17 protein-coding genes and 1 tRNA gene are annotated in these 21,717 nt (G+C 35.4%); 13 read left to right on the top strand and 5 right to left on the bottom strand.

From position 1 onward, the window contains the following. Nucleotides 1–62 precede the first annotated feature (62 nt). The 6 genes from hemA to GWI59_RS14145 are packed head-to-tail and all read left to right on the top strand — an operon-like array spanning nucleotide 63 to nucleotide 5,921. Nucleotides 63–1,325, top strand: a complete 1,263-nt coding sequence (hemA, locus tag GWI59_RS14170) for a glutamyl-tRNA reductase (protein WP_109847385.1) — start codon at nucleotides 63–65, stop codon at nucleotides 1,323–1,325. Between the two features lie 28 nt (nucleotides 1,326–1,353). Next, nucleotides 1,354–2,436, top strand: coding sequence for a peptide chain release factor 1 (gene prfA, locus GWI59_RS14165; protein WP_072064034.1), 1,083 nt, complete (start codon nucleotides 1,354–1,356; stop codon nucleotides 2,434–2,436). Continuing rightward, a complete protein-coding gene (gene prmC / locus GWI59_RS14160; RefSeq protein ID WP_006536563.1) occupies nucleotides 2,436–3,284 on the top strand; it encodes a peptide chain release factor N(5)-glutamine methyltransferase in 849 nt (282 codons plus the stop codon). Before prfA ends, prmC begins: the two co-directional genes overlap by 1 nt. Continuing rightward, on the top strand, nucleotides 3,268–4,077 hold the full coding sequence (sirB1, locus tag GWI59_RS14155) for an invasion regulator SirB1 (protein WP_167426104.1): 810 nt from the start codon (nucleotides 3,268–3,270) through the stop codon (nucleotides 4,075–4,077). Before prmC ends, sirB1 begins: the two co-directional genes overlap by 17 nt. A 57-nt stretch (nucleotides 4,078–4,134) precedes the next feature. Beyond that, nucleotides 4,135–4,989 carry a 3-deoxy-8-phosphooctulonate synthase gene (gene kdsA / locus GWI59_RS14150; RefSeq protein ID WP_109847386.1) on the top strand — a complete coding sequence of 285 codons (855 nt, stop codon included), beginning with the start codon at nucleotides 4,135–4,137 and terminating at the stop codon, nucleotides 4,987–4,989. Between the two features lie 8 nt (nucleotides 4,990–4,997). Continuing rightward, nucleotides 4,998–5,921: a TIGR01212 family radical SAM protein gene (locus GWI59_RS14145; protein WP_161724968.1), complete on the top strand. Its 924-nt coding sequence runs from the start codon at nucleotides 4,998–5,000 to the stop codon at nucleotides 5,919–5,921. Nucleotides 5,922–6,007: 86 nt separating this feature from the next. Here the strand turns inward: GWI59_RS14145 and dauA are convergent, their stop codons facing one another. Together dauA and GWI59_RS14135 are read right to left on the bottom strand one after the other, a co-directional pair. Continuing rightward, the gene (dauA, locus tag GWI59_RS14140) at nucleotides 6,008–7,708 is read right to left on the bottom strand and encodes a C4-dicarboxylic acid transporter DauA (RefSeq protein ID WP_161724966.1); all 1,701 of its coding nucleotides are present in this window, start codon (nucleotides 7,706–7,708) and stop codon (nucleotides 6,008–6,010) included. A gap of 577 nt (nucleotides 7,709–8,285) precedes the next feature. After that, nucleotides 8,286–8,373, bottom strand: a tRNA-Ser gene (locus tag GWI59_RS14135). A gap of 317 nt (nucleotides 8,374–8,690) precedes the next feature. Between GWI59_RS14135 and ghrA the strand changes: the two genes are divergently transcribed. The 4 genes from ghrA to GWI59_RS14115 all read left to right on the top strand — a co-directional run bounded on the left by ghrA (nucleotide 8,691) and on the right by GWI59_RS14115 (nucleotide 14,455). Further along, complete coding sequence (gene ghrA / locus GWI59_RS14130) at nucleotides 8,691–9,632, top strand: glyoxylate/hydroxypyruvate reductase GhrA (protein WP_109847389.1); 942 nt, start codon at nucleotides 8,691–8,693, stop codon at nucleotides 9,630–9,632. A gap of 197 nt (nucleotides 9,633–9,829) precedes the next feature. Then, the gene (locus GWI59_RS14125; RefSeq protein ID WP_161724963.1) at nucleotides 9,830–12,775 is read left to right on the top strand and encodes a hypothetical protein; all 2,946 of its coding nucleotides are present in this window, start codon (nucleotides 9,830–9,832) and stop codon (nucleotides 12,773–12,775) included. 237 nt (nucleotides 12,776–13,012) lie between these two features. After that, entirely contained in the window at nucleotides 13,013–13,621 is a 609-nt protein-coding gene (locus GWI59_RS14120; protein ID WP_115065382.1) for a 2OG-Fe(II) oxygenase, read from the top strand. A gap of 252 nt (nucleotides 13,622–13,873) precedes the next feature. Beyond that, a complete protein-coding gene (locus GWI59_RS14115; protein ID WP_161671597.1) occupies nucleotides 13,874–14,455 on the top strand; it encodes a TorD/DmsD family molecular chaperone in 582 nt (193 codons plus the stop codon). A gap of 109 nt (nucleotides 14,456–14,564) precedes the next feature. On the opposite strand, the gene GWI59_RS14110 is transcribed toward GWI59_RS14115, so the two are convergent. Both GWI59_RS14110 and mdtH read right to left on the bottom strand, forming a co-directional pair. Further along, nucleotides 14,565–15,119, bottom strand: coding sequence for a lipoprotein (locus GWI59_RS14110; RefSeq protein WP_161671596.1), 555 nt, complete (start codon nucleotides 15,117–15,119; stop codon nucleotides 14,565–14,567). A gap of 42 nt (nucleotides 15,120–15,161) precedes the next feature. Next, a complete protein-coding gene (gene mdtH, locus GWI59_RS14105; RefSeq protein WP_072064026.1) occupies nucleotides 15,162–16,364 on the bottom strand; it encodes a multidrug efflux MFS transporter MdtH in 1,203 nt (400 codons plus the stop codon). 197 nt (nucleotides 16,365–16,561) lie between these two features. Between mdtH and rimJ the strand changes: the two genes are divergently transcribed. From rimJ to GWI59_RS14090, 3 genes are all read left to right on the top strand, one after another. Next, nucleotides 16,562–17,143: a ribosomal protein S5-alanine N-acetyltransferase gene (gene rimJ / locus GWI59_RS14100; protein ID WP_006536580.1), complete on the top strand. Its 582-nt coding sequence runs from the start codon at nucleotides 16,562–16,564 to the stop codon at nucleotides 17,141–17,143. 235 nt (nucleotides 17,144–17,378) lie between these two features. Then, nucleotides 17,379–18,914, top strand: coding sequence for a murein biosynthesis integral membrane protein MurJ (gene murJ, locus GWI59_RS14095; RefSeq protein ID WP_161724960.1), 1,536 nt, complete (start codon nucleotides 17,379–17,381; stop codon nucleotides 18,912–18,914). 1,012 nt (nucleotides 18,915–19,926) lie between these two features. Further along, a complete protein-coding gene (locus GWI59_RS14090; protein ID WP_006536582.1) occupies nucleotides 19,927–20,199 on the top strand; it encodes a hypothetical protein in 273 nt (90 codons plus the stop codon). 129 nt (nucleotides 20,200–20,328) lie between these two features. Here GWI59_RS14090 and GWI59_RS14085 read toward each other — a convergent pair. After that, nucleotides 20,329–21,671, bottom strand: a protein-coding gene (locus GWI59_RS14085) for an IS3 family transposase (protein ID WP_442958892.1) whose coding sequence is annotated in 2 segments (ribosomal slippage) — nucleotides 20,329–21,221 and nucleotides 21,221–21,671 — 1,344 coding nt in all. Because the reading frame shifts where the segments join, the coding sequence is not laid out codon by codon here. Nucleotides 21,672–21,717: the final 46 nt, after the last annotated feature.

Genomic DNA, 21,717 nt, shown 5'->3' with positions numbered 1-21,717 from the left:
TTTTAGGTTTACACTAAGTCAAGTCGCGAGGCGGTATTTATTCATAACTCGATATAGTTGATATGACGTTATTAGCATTAGGTATTAATCATAAAACAGCCCCCGTTGCTTTACGTGAGAAAGTCTCTTTTTCTCCTGATACCATGGGTGATGCCTTAAATAACCTTTTACAGCAACCTGCTGTCAGAGGTGGTGTTGTGCTGTCTACTTGTAACCGTACTGAGCTTTATCTTAGTATGGAAGACAAAGAAAATAGTCATGAACAGCTTATTCGCTGGTTATGTCAATATCACCAAATAGAGCCAAATGAGCTGAAAAACAGTGTTTATTGGCATCAAGATAATCAAGCTGTCAGCCATTTAATGCGAGTGGCAAGTGGTTTAGATTCTCTCGTATTAGGTGAACCTCAAATTTTAGGGCAAGTTAAAAAAGCCTTTGCCGATTCCCAAAATTATGACTCGCTCTCTTCAGAGCTGGAACGTTTGTTTCAGAAGTCTTTTTCAGTTGCGAAAAGAGTGAGAACAGAGACACAGATCGGTGCTAATGCCGTTTCTGTTGCTTTTGCTGCTTGTACATTAGCGCGTCAAATCTTCGAATCGTTATCCTCTTTGACTATTTTATTAGTGGGCGCAGGCGAGACGATAGAATTAGTTGCTCGTCATCTTCGTGAACATCAAGTTAAAAAAATCATTATTGCTAACCGAACTAAAGAGCGTGCTCAGCGTTTAGCTAATGAAGTCGATGCGGATGTTATTACATTATCAGAGATTGATGAATGTTTATCGCAAGCTGATATTGTTATTAGTTCTACCGCAAGTCCTTTGCCTATTATTGGCAAAGGGATGGTTGAAAGGGCGCTTAAAAAGCGTCGCAATCAACCTATGTTGCTGGTGGATATTGCGGTTCCGCGAGATATTGAACAAGATGTTGAAAAACTCAATAATGTCTACCTTTATAGTGTCGATGATTTAGAAGCGATTATTCAACATAACCGCGAACAACGCCAAGCGGCTGCTATTCAAGCCGAACATATTGTTCAACAAGAAAGTGGACAATTTATGGATTGGCTACGAGCGCAAGGTGCTGTGGGTGCGATTAGAGAATATCGGGACAGTGCTGAAATGCTACGTGCAGAAATGACAGAAAAAGCCATCACATTGATACAAAATGGCGCAGATGCAGAAAAAGTTATTCAGCAACTCTCACATCAATTGATGAATCGTCTAATTCACACACCTACGAAATCTCTTCAACAGGCTGCCAGTGATGGTGATATTGAACGCCTGAATTTATTACGCGAAAGTTTGGGTATTACCCATAATTAACTTTGTCTAACAGGATCTTAATCTACGAATGAAGCCTTCTATTGTCGCTAAGTTGGAAGCTCTACAAGAGCGTTATGAAGAAATTCAGGCTCTTCTGTCAGAAGCCGATGTGATTGCCTCTCAGGAGCGTTTTCGTGCGCTTTCAAAAGAATACTCTCAATTAACCGACGTCACGGCTTGTTTTAGTCAATGGCGGAAAGTGCAAGACGACATCGAAGCAGCAGAAATGATGCTTGATGATCCTGAAATGAAAGAGATGGCGCAAGAAGAGCTGAAAGAAGCGCAAGCACTAAACGATGATTTAGAGCAACAATTACAAGTGCTGTTATTGCCTAAAGATCCTGATGATGAATTTAACTGTTTCCTTGAAATTCGGGCAGGAACAGGTGGGGATGAAGCTGCATTATTTGCTGGTGATTTATTCCGTATGTATAGCCGCTATGCAGAATCACGTCGCTGGCGTATTGAAGTCATGAATGCTAACGAAGGTGAGCATGGTGGCTATAAAGAAGTCATTGCAAAAGTAGTGGGTGATGGCGCTTATGGGGTATTGAAATTTGAATCAGGCGGTCACCGTGTTCAACGTGTACCAGAAACAGAATCTCAAGGTCGTATTCATACCTCGGCTTGTACGGTTGCAGTATTAGCTGAAGTGCCAGAAGCTGAATTACCTGATATTAGTCCAAGCGATTTACGTATTGATACATTCCGTTCGTCAGGTGCGGGTGGTCAGCACGTTAATACCACCGACTCTGCTATCCGTATTACGCATATTCCAACGGGGATTGTAGTGGAATGTCAGGATGAGCGTTCACAGCACAAAAACAAAGCCAAAGCGATGTCTGTATTAGGCGCACGTATTCGTGCTGCTGAAATGCAAAAACGTCAAGAAGCCGAAGCGTCTGAACGTCGTAACTTATTAGGTTCTGGCGATCGTTCTGATCGTATTAGAACGTATAACTTCCCACAAGGGCGAGTGACAGATCATCGTATCAACCTCACATTTTATCGTTTAGATGAAGTGATGGAAGGGAAATTAGATCCTCTAATTCAGCCTATTGTCACTGAATATCAAGCGGACCAGCTTTCTGCACTTTCTGAGTTAAATTAATGAATTATGAACAATGGCTGCGTCAAGCAGCCTTGCAATTAATTGAAAGTGACAGCCCTAAACGTGATGCTGAAATTTTACTTGGGCACGTAACACAGCGTGCTCGAACGTACTTAATGGCTTTTAATGAAACGTTGCTTTCACAAGACGAATTAACACAATTATCGCAACTACTTACTCGACGTATTAAAGGTGAACCTATCGCTTATCTAGTGGGTGAAAGAGAATTTTGGTCACTGCCTTTAAAAGTCTCACCTGCAACATTAATTCCTCGACCTGATACTGAATGTCTTGTTGAACAAGCGTTAGAAAAACTACCAACAGAGCCAATAACTATTCTTGATTTAGGAACGGGAACTGGGGCTATTGCGCTTGCTATGGCATCAGAGCGCCCTGACTGCCATATTATTGGTGTGGATTTTCAAGCCGAAGCCGTAGCGTTAGCGCAAGAGAATGCGACCCGCTTAGCATTAAACAACACAGAATTTATGGAAAGTTGCTGGTTTAGTTCACTCTCTGGGTATCAATTTGGTATGATAATTAGTAATCCTCCTTACATAGATGAAAATGATGAGCATATTCATCAGGGGGATGTTCGTTTTGAACCTTTAACCGCATTAGTTGCTGGTAATAACGGTTTTGCTGATATCGAGATTATCATTGAAACCGCCCGTCAGTTTTTAACTGATAAAGGCTGGGTATTACTGGAGCACGGTTGGCAGCAAGGTGAAGGTGTTCGCAAAATTTTTACTGATAAGGGTTACTGCTGTGTGGAAACTTTCCGTGATTATGGCGGTAATGAGCGAGTGACAGTAGGTCGTTGGAATTATGATAGAAACCATAGCTGATTACGAATTTAATAAAGCCCCTTTAGTTAAGGGCATGATCCTTATCTCTCAGGCTATTCGACCTGATTTTCCGACTACTTCTGTTGGTTATCAACTAGCACAACTTGTTGAACAAGCAGAAGCTGAAATTCCTAAGCAAGGAAACATCAAAGAGCAAATAGAAGCATTACTAAAACTGTTTTATAAGCAGTGGCACTTTAGTGGTGCAAGTGGTAAATATTGTCTTTCTGATACTTTATGGTTAGATAAAGTATTAGCGACTCATGTAGGTTCTCCTGTTTCTCTGGGTTCGATTCTTATTTATATCGCACAATTGTTAAATTTACCGTTAGCGCCTGTTATTTTTCCTACACAACTTATTATCAGAATAGATATTCCTAACGAACAACCGTTATTTTTAAATCCAATAAATGGCGAATATCTATCACAACATACCCTAGAAGTTTGGTTAAAAGGGAATGTAGGAAATAATTCGGTACTATTAGAGGCAGATTTAGAAGAGTCAGAATACAGTTCCATTATTCGTAAACTTTTGGATACATTAAAAGTTTCTTTAATGGAAGAAAAGAATATGGAGCAAGCATTAAAAGCGAGTGAAACGGTATTAATGTTTGATCCTGAAGATCCTTACGAGATACGTGATCGCGGACTTATTTTTGCTCAGTTAGAGTGTAACCATGTGGCGATTTCTGACTTAAACTATTTTGTTGAGCAATGTCCTGAAGATCCTATTTCAGAGATGATCAAAATCCAAATTCATTCGATAGAACAAAATCCTATTGTTCTACATTAAAAATTTAAGAAACGTACTTGATTAATACAGTACATGACAAACAGTATAGGGATAAATATGCAACATAAAGTGGTGAATATTGGTGATATCAAGGTAGCAAACAACCTGCCATTTGTGCTTTTTGGTGGCATGAATGTATTAGAATCGCGCGATTTAGCCATGCGTATTTGTGAGCATTACGTCACTGTAACTCAAAAACTGAATATTCCTTATGTATTCAAAGCTTCTTTTGATAAAGCAAACCGTTCTTCTATCCACTCTTATCGTGGTCCAGGCTTAGAAGAAGGGCTGAAAATTTTCCAAGAGTTAAAAGAAACTTTTGGCGTTAAAATTATTACTGACGTTCATGAAGCTGCACAAGCTCAACCTGTATCAGAAGTTGTGGATGTTATCCAATTACCGGCATTTTTAGCACGTCAAACTGATCTTGTTGAAGCGATGGCAAAAACAGGTGCAGTGATCAACGTGAAAAAACCGCAGTTTGTCAGCCCTGGGCAAATGGGGAATATCGTTGATAAATTTAAAGAAGGCGGTAACGACCAAGTTATTCTGTGTGATCGCGGCAGTAATTTTGGCTACGATAACTTAGTTGTTGATATGTTAGGTTTTCATGTCATGATGCAAGCGTCTCAAGGCGCACCAGTTATTTTTGACGTGACACATTCACTACAATGTCGTGACCCATTTGGTGCTGCATCGGGTGGACGTCGTGCACAAGTTGCAGAGTTAGCACGTGCAGGTATGGCTGTTGGTCTTGCTGGACTATTTCTTGAAGCTCATCCAGATCCGGATAATGCGCTTTGTGATGGCCCATCAGCATTACCGCTTGCAAAATTAGAGCCTTTCTTAGCTCAAATTAAAGCGATTGATGAAGTGGTAAAAAATTTCCCAGAGTTAGATACCAGCAAATAAAATGTGTTATGCAACTACACACGGTTGTTAATATGTTCGGCGCTGATCTTCAGCGCCGTTATCACGAAAAAATTCATAAAATCACCCTTCATGGCGGTTTCAACTGTCCTAATCGAGATGGTACATTGGGGCGGGGAGGTTGCACTTTCTGTAATGTCTCTTCTTTTGCTGATGAGCAAACACAATATCACTCAATTGAAGAACAAATTGCATTACAAGCTAAAAATATTAACCGCGCACATCGTTATCTTGCTTATTTTCAAGCCTATACCAGCACTTATGCCGAAGTAGAATACTTACGTACTTTATATGAAACCGCGCTATTACAAGCCGATATGGTAGGGTTATGTGTAGGAACCCGGCCAGATTGTGTGCCAATTAGTGTGTTAGATTTATTGCAAGGTTATCGTGATCAAGGTTATGAAGTGTGGTTAGAACTCGGTTTACAAACAGCTCATGATAAAACATTGAAGTACATTAATCGTGGGCATGATTTTCAATGTTACCAAGCGACGACTCGTGAAGCTCGCCAGCGTAGTTTAAAAGTGTGTACGCACCTTATTGTCGGGTTACCACGAGAAGATCATCTGCTTAATATGCAGACATTAGAACGAGTGGTTGAAACGGGTACTGATGGGCTTAAATTGCACCCTTTGCATATTGTTGAAGGCAGTACGATAGCTAAGGCATGGAAAGCAGGGCGTATTAATGCATTGACGCAAGAACAATATGTTTATACAGCGGGTGAGATGATCCGCCATACTCCTCCTGAAATTATTTATCATCGTGTTTGCGCTAGTGCTAGAAAACCTACGTTATTAGCTCCTGAATGGTGTGAAAATCACTGGTTAGGAATGAACGCACTTTATCAAGATTTATTAAAAAAAGGTGTGCAAGGTAGTGGGATTGGCAAAGCATTTATTCCTTATTAAGTGAATTACTCATAATTAAAAACGCCTTTAATCTTTATTTAATATTGATTAAAGGCGTTAATTTTTTATCTTAAAAATCTAAATAACTACTGAATTAATTCCAGATCATCCAGTGCTTTTTGTAATGAAGGATAAAAATTAAGTTCTCCTTCAATAGGCGTGACTCTTGCTCTTGCCAACGTTTTTAATGGCTGGAAAGGAATATCACACACAATCACATGGGTATCATGTTTTACATCAGTAACGAAATGTTGGAACGCATGTAAGCCCCCTGCATCTAATACAGGAACCGCATCCCATTGCATAATAATGGTTTTATAACCTTTACTGCGTTCGCGTAACTCATTAAAAATACGTTCAGCTGCTGCAAAGAATAATGGACCATTAATACGCACAACTAATAACTGCTTATCATCATCAGTATAAGGGGATTCAGTTATTTTGGTCATATTGGCAATACGACGCATAAATAACAGTGAAGCTAATACAATACCGATAGTAATGGCAATGACCATATCAAAGAGAACGGTGAGTGATAAACATAATACTAAGACAATAATATCATCTTTAGGGGCGTGACGAATAAGATCAATAACTTTACGCGCTTCACTCATATTCCATGCAACAATTAGCAGTAGTGCTGACATTGCGGCTAAAGGTAAATATGAAAGAAATGGGGCTAATACTAGCAAAGTTAGTAATACCAACAATGAGTGAACAATGGCAGAAACTGGTGATGTTGCACCCGCACGCACGTTAGCAGCTGAACGTGCAATCGCTGCAGTTGCTGTTATACCACCAAAGAAAGGTGCGACAATATTACCAACCCCTTGTCCTAGTAATTCACCATTAGAGTGATGTTTTTTGCCTGTCATGCCATCAAGTACAACGGCACACAGTAACGATTCGATAGCGCCTAGCATTGCCATTGAAAAAGCTGCGGGTAATAAAGCAGAAACTGTGCTCCAATTTAATTCAAGAGATGCTCCAGTACTTGGTAAATTCCAAGGTAAAATAAACTGAGGCAAAATAGGTGGAATACCTTGCCCAGTTGATCCATCTGGAAGTAGATAACTAAACTGTGAGCCAATCGTTGCAACTTCATGGCCAAACATATTCACAATACCCATTACTGCAGTACCCGCGATTAAAGCGGGTAAATGCCCTGGTAGGCGTAAATTTAATTTTGGCCAGTAGATTAAAACAAACAGTGTTGTTAAGCCGATAAGCGTATCACCAAGGTGAATGGTTGGTAATGCAGAACCTAAGGCAATAATTTTATCGATATAAGTTTCTGGTACATGCGCCATCTCAAGACCAAAAAAGTCTTTTATTTGCATGGTCGCAATGGTGATTGCAATCCCTGAGGTAAATCCAAGTGTTACAGAAACAGGAATATACTCAATGAGTTTACCAAAGCGGGCTAATCCCATAACAACTAAAATAACGCCAGACATTAATGTGGCAATCAATAAGCCACTTAAACCGAATTGCTGAGATACAGGATAAAGTATCACAACGAAAGCCGCTGTGGGGCCTGAAACACTGTAGCGAGAGCCACCAGAAACAGCAATGACTATACCGGCAATAGCTGCGGTATAAAGACCGTATTGCGGAGGAACACCGCTACCAATTGCCAGTGCCATAGCTAAAGGTATCGCGATAATTCCGACGGTGATCCCTGCAATAATATCTTTTAATAAACGCGCAAAAGAGTAAGGCTCTTTTACACATGCATCAATAAATGCACTAAAGGGGCGAACCCGGTTAACTTTATGAGTTTTCATTTAGGATTAAACCAAAATAAGAAGTCAGATGCCGAATAACGGCGATAAGGAAAAGAGAGGATATCGCTTTTATTCGCTGATAATAATGTGATACATCAAATTATTAATGCATATCTTAAAGCTTAGTAGAAATAAAATCAATTAAACTAATAAGTTAACCTAAATAGATAATGTAATGTATCTTATTGTGTTTATTCTGTTGCTTGCATGAGAATAAAGTTTAAATTTATATTAAAATTATAAAAAGTGTTTTGTTTTAGAATAAATGTCGTTTATAAATAGGATAATAAAATCTTTTTATGCCATAAAAATAGGATAGATATAAATAACAACTACATAAGTTTTTTCAACTCATTAAAATTAATTATCAGAGATTATTAAGTGATAACAGATTATTAAATAAAATAATTAAGCAAAAATAAAATAAAAAATGTGTTGTATGCTAACAATAATATCATCAAAAAATGAAGAATAGTGGATATAAATAACTTAGTGAAGAGAAACGAGACTAGAAGTGTATATTTTTAATACCAAAAAATAGAGCCTAGCTAAAAAAGCTAGGCTCTATTTTAGAATATGGCGGTGAGAGAGGGATTCGAACCCTCGATACGTTGCCGTATACACACTTTCCAGGCGTGCTCCTTCAGCCTCTCGGACATCTCACCGTATTGTTGTTGGATATGTACTTAACATCTCTCAACGGGGCGCTACTATATGGAAAAGGTTCATAGGCGTCAACAGCTAAATGCATTTTTCCTTTAACTTTTGTATCAAGCAGTCAAATAAAAAACAATATGCACAAATGCTAGACAAATTATGCAGTAAACCAATTCATGCAATAGGTTAGCGTATTGAAAAAAGAATTGAGAATTTCGTTAACTGGTTAACATTCTCAACATTTTTATTAACAACTTATTCAAAGAGACTTGAAATCAGAACGTAACCCTCGCACCCTATGATAAAAATGCTGGAGGAAGGCAAAATGAATATTATTTTTTATCATCCTTTTTTTGACGCAGAAACATGGATCAATGGCATGAAGGCGCGTTTGCCAAATGCCAATATACGTATTTGGGAACCTGGCGATAATCAACCTGCTGATTATGCTATGGTTTGGCTTCCTCCTTATGAAATGCTTGCCAGTCGTAATCAGCTTAAAGGTATTTTTGCATTAGGGGCAGGCGTTGATGCTATTTTAAAGCAAGAACAACAAAAGCCTGGCACATTACCTACAGGTGTTCCGGTTATGCGTTTGGAAGACACAGGAATGGGGCTTCAAATGCAAGAATATGCGATTGCGAAAGTGATGTATTATTTTCGTCGTATGGATGATTATAAACGCCAACAATCACAACGTTTATGGAAACAGCTTCCTGCGCATTCTTATGATAATTTTGTGATCGGCGTTTTAGGCGCAGGAGCTTTAGGTGGGTGTGTTGCGACTAAACTTGCCGAACTTGGTTTTAAAGTTCGCTGTTGGAGTCGCAGTGAAAAACAAATTAAAAATGTTGAAAGCTTTTATGGTAAAGATCAACTCAGTGATTTCCTCAAAGAGTGTAATCTACTGATCAATTTATTACCTTATACGTCTGAAACTCACGGTATTTTAAATTTTTCTCTATTTGAACAACTCAAGCCTTCTTCTTATTTAATTAATCTTGCCCGTGGTGCGCATTTAGTTGATCAAGATTTACTCGAAGCGATAGATCAAGGATATATTTCTGACGCGACTCTTGATGTTTTCTCTCAAGAACCTTTAGCAGGAATGCATCCATTTTGGACGCATCCTCGCATTTCTATTACGCCACATATTGCTGCTTTTACCATTCCTAATATTGCAATGGATACGATTGTTGAAAATATTCATCGAATTGAAAAAGGCGATGTACCTTTGGGTGTGGTTGATATGAAGAGTGGGTACTAAGTCTATTTTATTTATTTTTAATTTTAGATAATAGACGGTAAAATTTAGTTTACTGTCTATTTTTTTATGTCAGCTTTCAAAAAAAATACTTTTCTTAAATTCCATATAATGTCATAAAAATCTGGTTGTAAAAAGATATCCTTTGCAAATTATCTTGTTGATTATTTCCTCATTATTTCGAAATGATGAGGTATATTATGGTTAATGGAATAAAAAAGATAGACAGTAAATTAACACCTATGGGCACTTTTCATGGACGTAAAGAAGGAGACTTGGTAAGAGATATAAAGAATAGCGATAGTATCTATGTTAAAACGTGTGATAAGCAAAAAGAAGAAAAACAATTTAGCTTAAATAACATTAATAACTATGTATATTTAGGCTCAACCAATGCACCTTTACTTAATAATATGGGGATCACGCTTGCAGATGATGGTTCTTTGATCTTAATTAAAGGAAAAACATATGATTTATTTACAGGAATATATCAAAAACATTTTAATGGAGGATTTAAATATAATGTTTTTAATATAGAGTCTCAAAAAGGTGATAACATGAAGTTTAAAGAACTTTATGTTGATTGTAATGGTTTTTTAATTGGAAGTAAGAGAAGTGAAAATAAATCTAATAGTATAGAAGAAAACAAGAATGAGTTATATAAAATCAAGTTTAATAAAATTGAAAAAGAATATGATTTAAATGATTTTTCATCAAATAATATTGATGGTAACTTTATTGTTGAGTATGAAGAATATATAGTTGATGATAATCAAAAACAAGATTTATCAAATATTAATAATGTTGTTGAATTAGAAGAAAATAATATAATAAAAATAAATAGAGAAGGTCTAAATATTACAGTTGAAGTTAAAGATAACCAGCTTTTTACAACTGGATTACCTGCAATATTAGAGTCAGAATATGATCAAGTTGACTATGCTAAAACTGATGGTAATATTGAACTTGAAAAGCATAGAATAAAACTTCCATTGAAGAAAACTGATAAAATATTAGCTATTAAACCAATATTAAATCAGATTCAAATTATTGTTGATAAAGGTAATAAAATAAAAATATATTATCTAGATCCTTTCAATATTTTTGCGATTAAAGATTATCAGTATGAGGTTACTCGTTTAAAACAGGAGCCTCCTTTATCTTTTTACTCAATGGTTGGTGAAAATAATTATAAAAATTATCATTCAGGACAACCATTTTCGACTCAGACAATCGGAAATTTTAGTAGCCGAAATATCCCTTTTTTATCATCTCTTATTGATAATATTAGAGTAAATGTTAGTAAGGCTAAAGAACAATATGCATTAAAAAAATACCGATCAATGTTGATAAATATTGCTAAAGCTATTGATCCTGGATTTATAGGAACCGTTTGTAATATAAAACGACTTATTAATTCTTCGAACACTATATATAGAAGTAAGCCAATGGCATTATATGGTATTAAAGAAAATATAAGGAAAGGCTATGATGTGTTAAATCGTATTGTGAAAGGTGTAAAAAATGGTTTAACACAAGGTGAGGTAATTCATTTATTGGTTAATGATCTAAAAAATAAAGAAAGTATTACAATCGGACACCATAATGAGCTTTTAGCTTTCTTTGGTTTTAATGCATTTAGTTTACCCTATAATATAGGAGTTAACGCTTTTATATTAGCTTCTTATGCAAAATCGCACTCAATCACATTATCAAAAAGTGAAGATAATAAAATCACTTTTTCTTTTATTAATAATAAGACGAGACTTTTATCTACGGGGTTGTCCGCGGGTATTGGTGGATATGAAAAAAGATGGGGTACAAAAAGTGTAAATTATGGTTTTGTTACTCCTGTCATGGCAAGCGCTATATTAAATGCCACTTATGCTAAAAAATCTAATTTCTCATTTAGTATTGATATTAGCGAGGTCAAAAATTTTATTAATCAAGGGCTTAATTTAAATGAAAATGAATTAATCACTAATACTACCCTTGAAATGGATAAAAATATGAGTGTTTCTGTGGGAACTGAACTAAGAAATGAAGTGAGTTTTGATGTTGATGTAGTTGCTAATCCCGATATGGAATTAACCATACCAAGAAATGCTATTGGTGTAAATTTTATTCTCAATTTATTAAAACTAAATTTAAATATTAATGAATTAATTGATATTGGTGAAACAGATGTCACAAAAAAAACAAAAAGGCTTGATCTCAGTTTAATCGAGCTTGGTTTTGATTTTTATCGTGATTTGAGAATTATGCCTTCTACAACGACTTCTGATTATTCTGTTCAATGGTATCCATTAATATCCGTAAAAGATTTCGAATTAATGGTGAAAAAAAGAATAAATAGCTTATTGAATTTTACACTTTTTAAAAGTGAAAAATTAATAGAAGCAGAAACTCTGGAGAAAGATAATAAAAATATAAAAGGAATTTATAAAAGAGTATTAAAGTTAAATAAGTTATTAGAAAGTTATCCAGAAAAATATCAACTTTCTAATAATATTAATAAATTAAATAAAGTCTATTTAAATTTATCATCAGATAAAAATCCGATTAATGAATTAAAAGATAATGTTGATGAAAATGTTATTACTGATGAAAATATTATTACTGTCCCACCTCAAAGTAAAGAAGATAATTTTCAGAATCAAATAACAAAGGAAAATAGACAATATAATATTCGCCTTTTTTTAGCCTCATTAAAGGAAAGAAAAGAGACTTTGTCTTCTCAGAAAAAAAATAACATGAATGAAAAATTTAAGCCTTATTTTATATCTAATTATCAGTTGAATAAACAAGGGTGCTCAATTCGTTATGATTTAAAAAAAGAAATAAATCATCTAATTGAAGAGTGTAGAAGTAATAAAAAAATTGATTTAAATATAATCAAAACAAAGCTGGATGATTTATATACTGAATATAAACAGCAGTTTACTAATGTTAAATATCAAATTGAATCTACAGATATTATGTCTATTAGTGAATATTCATACAAAAAGAAAACATTACCAACAATATTTATACGACCAAACAGTGAAAAAGCGATTACGCATACTCAAGTTAAAGGGAATATTAATTATATTTTTAATGGGGATGAAGAGACAATCGAAAAAATATCAACTAGTTATTATTTCTAATGGAATCATTTGTTTTGCTTATAGTTAATGTAATGTAACTTATAAAATCATTTTTAGGTGAATAAGGATTTCAAAAAGATGAGCAGTGTTAAGTTTTGTTTAATCTATTATTTTTAATTCTTATGATATTTATCGCTAATTAATTGATGTAATCGAAAAGATAAGTTTATTAAATTGTAATTTTGTTTAACTTGGTGATATAAAGTAGTTTCCCATGTTTATCAGGCAATATACCTAATGAATATAGCAAAACTTCTTGAGCAAATAGCAGAGAAAGGATGGTGTGTATGGGATAATTTCCTCACACCAGAAGCTGTTCAACAATTACGCACTTGTTTTAATGGCGAGGCACAACAAGCTCGTATTGGGCGTCATGAAAATCGACAGGCAGAGATAGCGATACGGAGTGATAAAATTCGTTGGCTAGAACCCGAAATGGGAACACCCGTTCAGCATTATTTAATGCAAATGGAGTCTATTCAACGTGCTGTGAATCGTGAATTTTTTCTTGGACTTTTTGAATATGAAGCGCATTTTGCTTGCTATGAAAAAGGCGCTTTTTATAAAAAACATCTGGATGCATTTAAACAGAATGTTACTCGACGTTTAACGACAGTATTGTATCTTAATGAGGATTGGAAAAAAGAAGATGGAGGTGAGTTAGTTATTTATGATTTGGAAGATAATGAACTTGCAACAGTCGCTCCTAAAGGTGGACGTTTGGTCGTTTTCCTTTCAGAACAATTCCCTCATGAAGTACTCCCTACTTATAAAGAGAGAATCAGTATTGCAGGGTGGTTTCGTGTAAATGGTGTAAGAGATAACTTTCTCGATATAGCCAGTTAAAAAGCATTAGAATGCTGTTGTCATAAAGTTGTTTTAATATTTTTATAAAACTGCTTTAGAAGATAAGTAGCATGGGATTAGGCGCGTTTCTTATATTAAGTAAAAGACTTAATAATAAGAGCGCGCTTTTTCTGTTTTAAGCGATTAAAGAGAGTAAGCTTAATATTGACAATAAAAGAGATATGACGAAAAAAGTTGATTTTCTTACCATTAAAAGCACAATAACGCGAAACTTTTTAGGATAAAAATACAATGAATGAATTTTCAATAGTTTGCCGACTTTTAGGCACATTATTTCAGCGTGATCCCAAAGATCCTATTTTATCACCAATTATTAAAATGATTGCTGAAGGGAAACTTAGTCAGTTATGGCCATTAGAGCAAGATGAGCTATTTAATACATTAAAAAGTAGCGTCAAAGATTTGGCTATCGTTGAAGCTGATTATCAATCTCTTTTTGCTGGTGAAGCGCCAGCTGTGTCAGTTTACGCCCATGATTATGAAGAAATCAAAGAAGATGATATCCGCCAATTCTTAGTCACAAGAGGGATGCCTATTACTAATAATGCAACAGACAGTTTTGGTGCTTTATTACTTGCTGCTTCATGGCTTGAAGATAATTCTGCGGAAGATGAAATATTAGCACAAATACAATTATTTGATGAATATTTGCTACCTTGGGCTGGAACATTTTTAGGAAAAGTTGAAGCTCATGCAACAAGTGGCTTCTATCGTACACTAGCAGGTATTGCACGTGGTGCATTATCAGCATTACGCGAAGAACTCTCTGATGATGAAGAGAGTGATAAGGCAGAAGATCCAGAAGTAGAGTAATATAACTATTTCTTTGTAAAAGTATTTTATTATTCATAAAAAAGGCAAACCATTAGGTTTGCCTTTCTCATTAATGACGATAAATATTTTTAATCAACTCGCGTAACGATTAGAGTTGGATCACGAATTTACCCGGTTTAACTTCAATTCCTTTAGCCAGTTTAAATGCGGCAGCTTCAGCACTGTTTTTTTCTGGATTAAGAACATATACAGGATGATTATCAAAGTAAGTCGTGATTGTGGTATCTAAATAAGGTTTTAGTGCGATAACCACGGCATCCATTTTTTCTGGAAAGACTTTGTAGCTATCAATAACCATTGATTTTATGTATATCGCTCCTTTATCAGCTTGATAAGAAGGTTGGCCTGATAACGTAAGCTCAACTTTAGCGCTTGTCTTACCAAAAAATGAATTAATCATCAGGTCGGTTGTACCGGAAAGACTAATTTTACCCGGCTCAGTGCGGCCAATTTGAATGGAAAGATTGCTTAATTTAATATCTGCGGATACAACTTCATCTTCACCAATATGTTTTTGGAGATTTATTTTTTGACGGATGTAGTCATTAATAAGGTTTTCACTCACATCAAATTGCTTGAGCTGATCACACCCTGTGACTAAGCTTGTTAATACGAATATAGCGGTTAGAAAAATTGCTTTCATAAACACTCCTTGATCATTGATAACTAAAAGTTTACCCGATCTTTAAGGAGTAAGCATGGCTGTTTCTATTTTTTTACGATTAAATTGGCGATGTAATGCATAAAGTGTTATTAAACCTACGGTTCCTAGTAAGAACCAAGGTAATTCAGGCATATCAAATTGATTGCCTAAGTCATACATCCATCCACCACCTGTATATCCAATTGCACCACCAAACGCTAAGCCTAACCGGCTAAATCCCATATAACTACCACGAGCTCGAGGATCGGCAAGTGAGGCACTTAATGTTTCGCGTGCAGGCTCTGCTGTAATAGTACCAAGATAAAATAGGCCAATAATCAAGAAAATACTTTGTAATGAATGGATCATACCAACAGGGAACATGCTGATGCTCATTAAAAATAAGCCGGCCATTAAACGCTGTTCTAATCGGAAACGTTTCTCACTCCAGCGAGCAATCGGATAAAGTAATGTTAAAGAAAGCAGGGCTTCAATGGCATACATCCATTTTACTGCCGTTGGTGTACCCGCAATATCGTTGACGATGATAGGAAACATCAACATGACTTGAACGGATAATACAAAATAGCCTGTCAGTGTTAAGACATAACTGACAAAACGCTTATCAAGAAATACTCGTTTTAACCCTTCTTTAATTGGTGTTCGGGTTGTGGATATACGATAAGCGGGTAATAACCAAGCATTAAATAAGGCTGCGATAACAAAAACACCAGCACCGACCCAGCAAACTAAATGAAAATCATATTGTAATAACCAGCTACCGATGAGTGCACCAATCACGGCGCCGGCGCTATCTTGCATCAATAATAAAGAGTAAAAACGACCGCGCTCATAAGGACGGGTTAATTTGATAACTAGCGCTGTGCGAGGAGGATCAAATAACGTTCCACCTAATGCAGATAAAATGCAAGATAACCAAAGTATCCAAGGTTGATCTGCGATTGCCATTAAAGCAAAACCTAAAGCTCGTAATAACATGCCTGTTATTATCATTGGTTTTGCACCAAAACGGTCTGCAATAGCACCACCAAAAATGCCGAGGCCTTGTTGTACTAATTGTCTAAGCCCTAATGCAAAGCCGACAATAACACCAGCCCATCCTAATTGTTCGACGAAACGAATAGAAATCAGTGGAAAAACGACGAAAAAACCTAAGACAACTAACATATTGTCAATTAGGAGAAAGTATTTACCCAAAGTACGGGCTTGTGTTACCAGCGCCATTACTCACCATCAATAAGCAAATAATTTAAATAAAATAAGGGAGGAATGAAATAATTTATTTCTTCGACTATTCTGTCTCTAAATGTGCATAATTCCTAGTAAATTAAAGATGATATTTTTTTATTAAGGTTAGTGGCAGAATAAGAAGAGTTGCTTCAGAATTAGACTTATTTATATCAAAGGATAATGAGATTGTAATGTTTGGTTATCGTGGCGGAATTCCTAAAATTCGTTTTGAAACACAAAGAATGGTCATTCGTTTAGCATACGAGCGAGATGCTGAAAGATTGGCCGATTATTATACATTAAACCGTCGTTTTTTAATTCCATGGGAACCCGTAAGAGATAAAACACATTATTTACCTTCTGGTTGGGAACACCGTTTACAATTTATGAATGAATTACACCGACAAGAAAGTGCTTTTCATTTTCTGCTATTAACACAAAAAGAGGATGAAATTATTGGCGTTGCTAATTATAGCAATGTTATGCGTGGCGCTTTTAATGCCTGTTTTTTGGGATATTCAGTCGGTGAAAAATGGCAAGGTCATGGCTATATGTCGGAAGCGTTAACGGAAACACTTCGCTATATGCAAAGACAACAAGGGATGCATCGTATTATGGCGAATTATATGCCTCATAATTTACGCAGTGGAAACCTATTAGCTAAACATGGTTTTGAGCGTGAAGGATACGCCAAAAATTATCTACAAATTAATCAAGAGTGGCGAGATCACGTACTGACGGCATTAACAACGCGAGCTTATTTTAAACGTTAATCATTACTTTCCGAATAAAAACTCGATTATTGAAGGTGAGATACACGCTATGGTGGAAGTAATGTTGAGAAAAATACTCACGAAACCATAAATAACTATTTTTTAATCGCTTTGATTAGTCCAAGATAGGCTGGATCAGCATATTCTTAGCCAATTGAAGATTGATTTTTCGATGTTAGAGACGGAGTATAGTCCCTTTCTTTTTATTCTATTTAACAAAAACCTGAATGACTTTATGAATTTACTTAAATCACTTGCTGCAGTGAGTTCTATGACCTTATTTTCACGGGTGCTAGGATTTATTCGTGATGCAATTATTGCGCGTATTTTTGGCGCAGGTATGGCAACCGATGCCTTTTTTGTTGCGTTTAAACTGCCAAACTTATTACGTCGTATTTTTGCGGAAGGCGCATTTTCTCAAGCATTTGTTCCGATCTTGGCAGAATATAAAAGTCAGCAAGGCGAGGAAGCAACGCGTACCTTTATTGCTTATGTTTCGGGTATGCTGACGCTTATTCTCGCTGTGGTTACCGTAATTGGTATTATTGCCGCGCCTTGGGTGATTTATGTTACAGCACCAGGTTTTAGTAGTTCACCCGATAAGTTTCAATTAACGACAGATTTATTACGGATCACCTTTCCTTATATTTTCCTTATTTCATTAGCTTCATTGACGGGCTCTATTTTAAATACTTGGAATCGTTTTTCAGTACCTGCTTTTGCTCCAACACTACTCAATGTCAGTATGATCTTTTTCGCTTTAGTGGTCGCCCCTTATTGTAATCCTCCTGTTATGGCATTGGCATGGGCGGTTGTTGCTGGGGGAATATTACAGCTAGGTTATCAATTACCACATTTGAAAAAAATCGGTATGCTTGTTTTGCCGCGTGTTTCATTTAAAAATAGCGGTGTTTGGCGTGTGATGAGACTGATGGGACCGGCTATTTTGGGGGTGTCGGTTAGCCAAATATCGTTAATTATCAATACTATTTTTGCTTCTTTTTTAGTGTCTGGATCAGTTTCTTGGATGTATTATGCAGACCGTTTAATGGAATTACCGACAGGGGTATTGGGTGTTGCATTAGGTACAATCTTACTTCCTTCATTATCTAAAAGTTTTGCCAGTGGTAATACTGAAGAATATAGAAAATTGATGGATTGGGGATTAAGACTGTGTTTTTTACTAGCACTGCCTTGTACTATTGGTTTAGCGATATTATCTGGGCCTTTAACTGCGTCCTTATTCCAGTATGGTAATTTTAATGCCCATGATGCACTAATGACACAACAGGCATTAATCGCTTACTGTGTTGGGTTAATGGGGCTGATCATCATAAAAATATTAGCGCCAGGTTTTTATTCACGTCAGGATATTAAAACACCAGTAAAAATTGCAATTGCTACATTGATACTCACACAATTAATGAATCTTGCGTTTATTGGTAGTTTAAAACATGTAGGTCTTGCGCTCTCAATCGGTATTGCTGCTTGTTTTAATGCCTCTATGTTGTTTTGGCAGATCCGTAAAAAAGATATTTATCAGCCTTTAGCTGGTTGGCCTGTATTCTTATTAAAACTTATTATCGCGCTTGCCGTAATGGCGGCTGTATTAGTTGGAATGTTGTGGTTCATGCCAAGTTGGGATGTCGGCAACATGCTAATGCGTATCTTGCGCTTGCTACTAGTTGTAGTAGTCGGAGCAGGAAGCTATTTTGTTGCGTTATATGCGTTAGGATTTAGACCTCGCCATTTCTCACTACGTGCGTTATAACTGATAACACTGAACCCTCGCTTTTGTATAAAAGCGAGGAGTTGCAAAATTAACAATCTTTCAAACAATGCAACTCTCCTTATTTAGAACCTTTCTCTATTTTTAGACTATTTTTAATGCCACATTGATCACACTTCTAACATTTAGTTATGTAGATTTGCTCCATCCTTTAAAAAAAGAAAAAGTAAGGAAAATGCAAAAATCTTTTTTCTCTCTATTTTTTTATTAAATTTTTTTTCCAATTTCTAAATGATTTATACAGTTTTTCGGTGTTGGAATGTGTTTTTTAATCAATATTGATAAATTTATCTAAACATTAATCATATCGAATATCTTTAGACAATTTGTTTACTAGCCGTGATATTCTACATAAAGTAAAAAAATAGACGCTATATTCTAGGTACTTACGGTTTGACGAATTATCTTTTTTTAGATAAACTCTCTTGTGCTGTGTAGGTTTAAAAATTGACACATCTGTTAAATATTTCTTACTTAATGATGAGATATTACGAATATTTCAAAATATTGCAGTATATTTTAAAACATTTGATTTTTTTGATTTAAGACATATTATTATTTCTTTATTCAGGTAGATTAACCGTGACTGTAAAGTTATTTGCTTGTTATCGTTCAGTACTACTGAAAGTGATCATATCTATTTTGTCTGCGCTTCAAATAGGTAACACGATTGCTGGGGATAAGCAGTAAACAATAAGTCGTGTGAATAATGAAATTAATGCTAAATCTATTGTTAATAGATAATTAGATTACTGAAAATTCAGTATGGTACACTAATTACTGCTTTCATTTGTCCGCCATTGTTTTCTGTTTTTCCCTCTCTTTTCTATCCCTTCTCAATATTTCTTATTCATAGCTCAATAACTCAAATATTTCTCCATTTATTCGTTATACTCAAAACAGTTATAATCATCAGGTATTTTTAGTTTAAGACTACTAAATAATCACTCAGTGATTTTGGTAAAAATAACAATAAGAGAGTCAAGGAGCTACTATGAAAAAAGCAATTATCATTTCTGTATCATTAGCTACATTATTTCTTGCTGGCTGTACTGCTGACGGAAAAATTAAAACATCAAGATTGACGCCAGTGAATTGTGTCGGCGTTTTTGATAAAACGAATGAGAGAGTAAGCTTTACAGCGAAAGACGTTGACCAGCGCTTATATAGTCCCGATAAACCTATTGATAGTGTTGATGGTTGGATTGAAAGTAAAGATATCTCAGGATTATTGTGCCAAGATGTTATTACAGCTAACGAAGATTAATAATTAAGGCGTATTGGAAATTTGTTTGAGCCATTATTTGACGTATTTTTTAGCTATCTTGAATTAAAATTTAACGCATAAAAAACCGATGGTATTATGAACTGACCCCAATTTATTGGACAGTTTAAATTAGTTAGGTAAAGACTGAGTTCGGTATTGAACTGGGCTCAGTCCTTTTAATTTTATCTTGATCCGTTCAGTATTGTAATACTTGATATATTCATGAAGCTCTTCTTCTAGTTCATCCAAATCTCTAAATTGCTTTGTATAAAAACATTCTGTTTTTAATATGCCAAAAAAATTCTCGATTACTGCATTATCTAAACAATTTCCTTTTCGTGACATACTTTGAATAATTCCTTGTTTCTTAAGGCTATTTTGATAATGGCTCATTTGGTATTGCCATCCTTGATCTGAATGCAGTATCAGCTCACCTCTCTGAGTCAATTTTGAAAAGGCTTGGGTAAGCATCTGCTCAATCATGTTGTAATGAGGACGTCTAGCTATCTGATAGGAAACAATTTCTTGATTAAATAAGTCAAGAATAGGCGAAAGATAAAGCTTTTCACCTTTTACCTTAAATTCGGTGACATCAGTAACCCATTTTTCGTTAGGCTTGCTGGCATTAAAATTTCTTTCGAGATGATTATCAGCAATTCGACCTAATTGGCCTTTATAAGAGCGATATTTTTTAGGTCTTACAATAGATTTTAGTCCCTGAACCTGCATTAACCGCTGTACTTTTTTATGGTTAATAACAACTTCATTTCGCAGTACAGCAGTGATCCTTCGATAACCATATCGACCTTTATGTTGATGATAAATCTCCTTTATTTTATCTTTTAATAATTTGTCTTTTGAATTATGACTATTTTTTTGGTGATAATAAAACGTACTTTTTGATAAAGAAAGCGCACGTAATAAAACCAAAACCGGATAAATCATTTTTAATTGATTAACGACAGCAACACGTTGTTTTACCGTCGTTTTGTTTCCTGCAATTCTTGTAACTTTTTTAAGCAAGCATTCTCAGCACGCAAATACTCAAGTTCCTTTAAAAGTTCTTTAACCGATTTATCTTTGTCATCCTTAGGTAATTCTTTTTTCTTTTTAGTCAATGTAGGTCTTCCTTTTTTCTTGGGGACTAGTGCTTTAATACCATGAATATCCATAATATTTTTCCATTCCAATATAGTGGTAAAGGCTGGAATATTAAAAAGAGCAGCTGTTTCTCTGGCAGAAAGCGAATGTTTTGTCATGTGAGACAATATATGCATTTTTAGCTCAAGAGAATAGATTACTTTGGATTTTCGAGGCTTAATTCCCTCAATACCATGCAATTGATAAGCGGAGCACCAGCAACGAACCTGAGAATCATTAATAGAAAAATGCTTAGCCGTCGATAGACGACTATTGCCTTTGAGATAAAAATTAATCACATTTAGTTTAAAATCAAGAGAATATTTAGCCATAGAAAAACACCCCAAAGTTGGTGTCCAACTTTTGGGGTGCAGTTCA

It is taken from the genome of Proteus sp. G2673, assembly GCF_009915125.1.
GTDB classification, from domain to species: Bacteria; Pseudomonadota; Gammaproteobacteria; order Enterobacterales; family Enterobacteriaceae; genus Proteus; species Proteus penneri.
The sequence above is the reverse complement of the archived record's forward strand: the minus strand, read 5'-3'. Positions and strand labels throughout refer to the sequence as shown.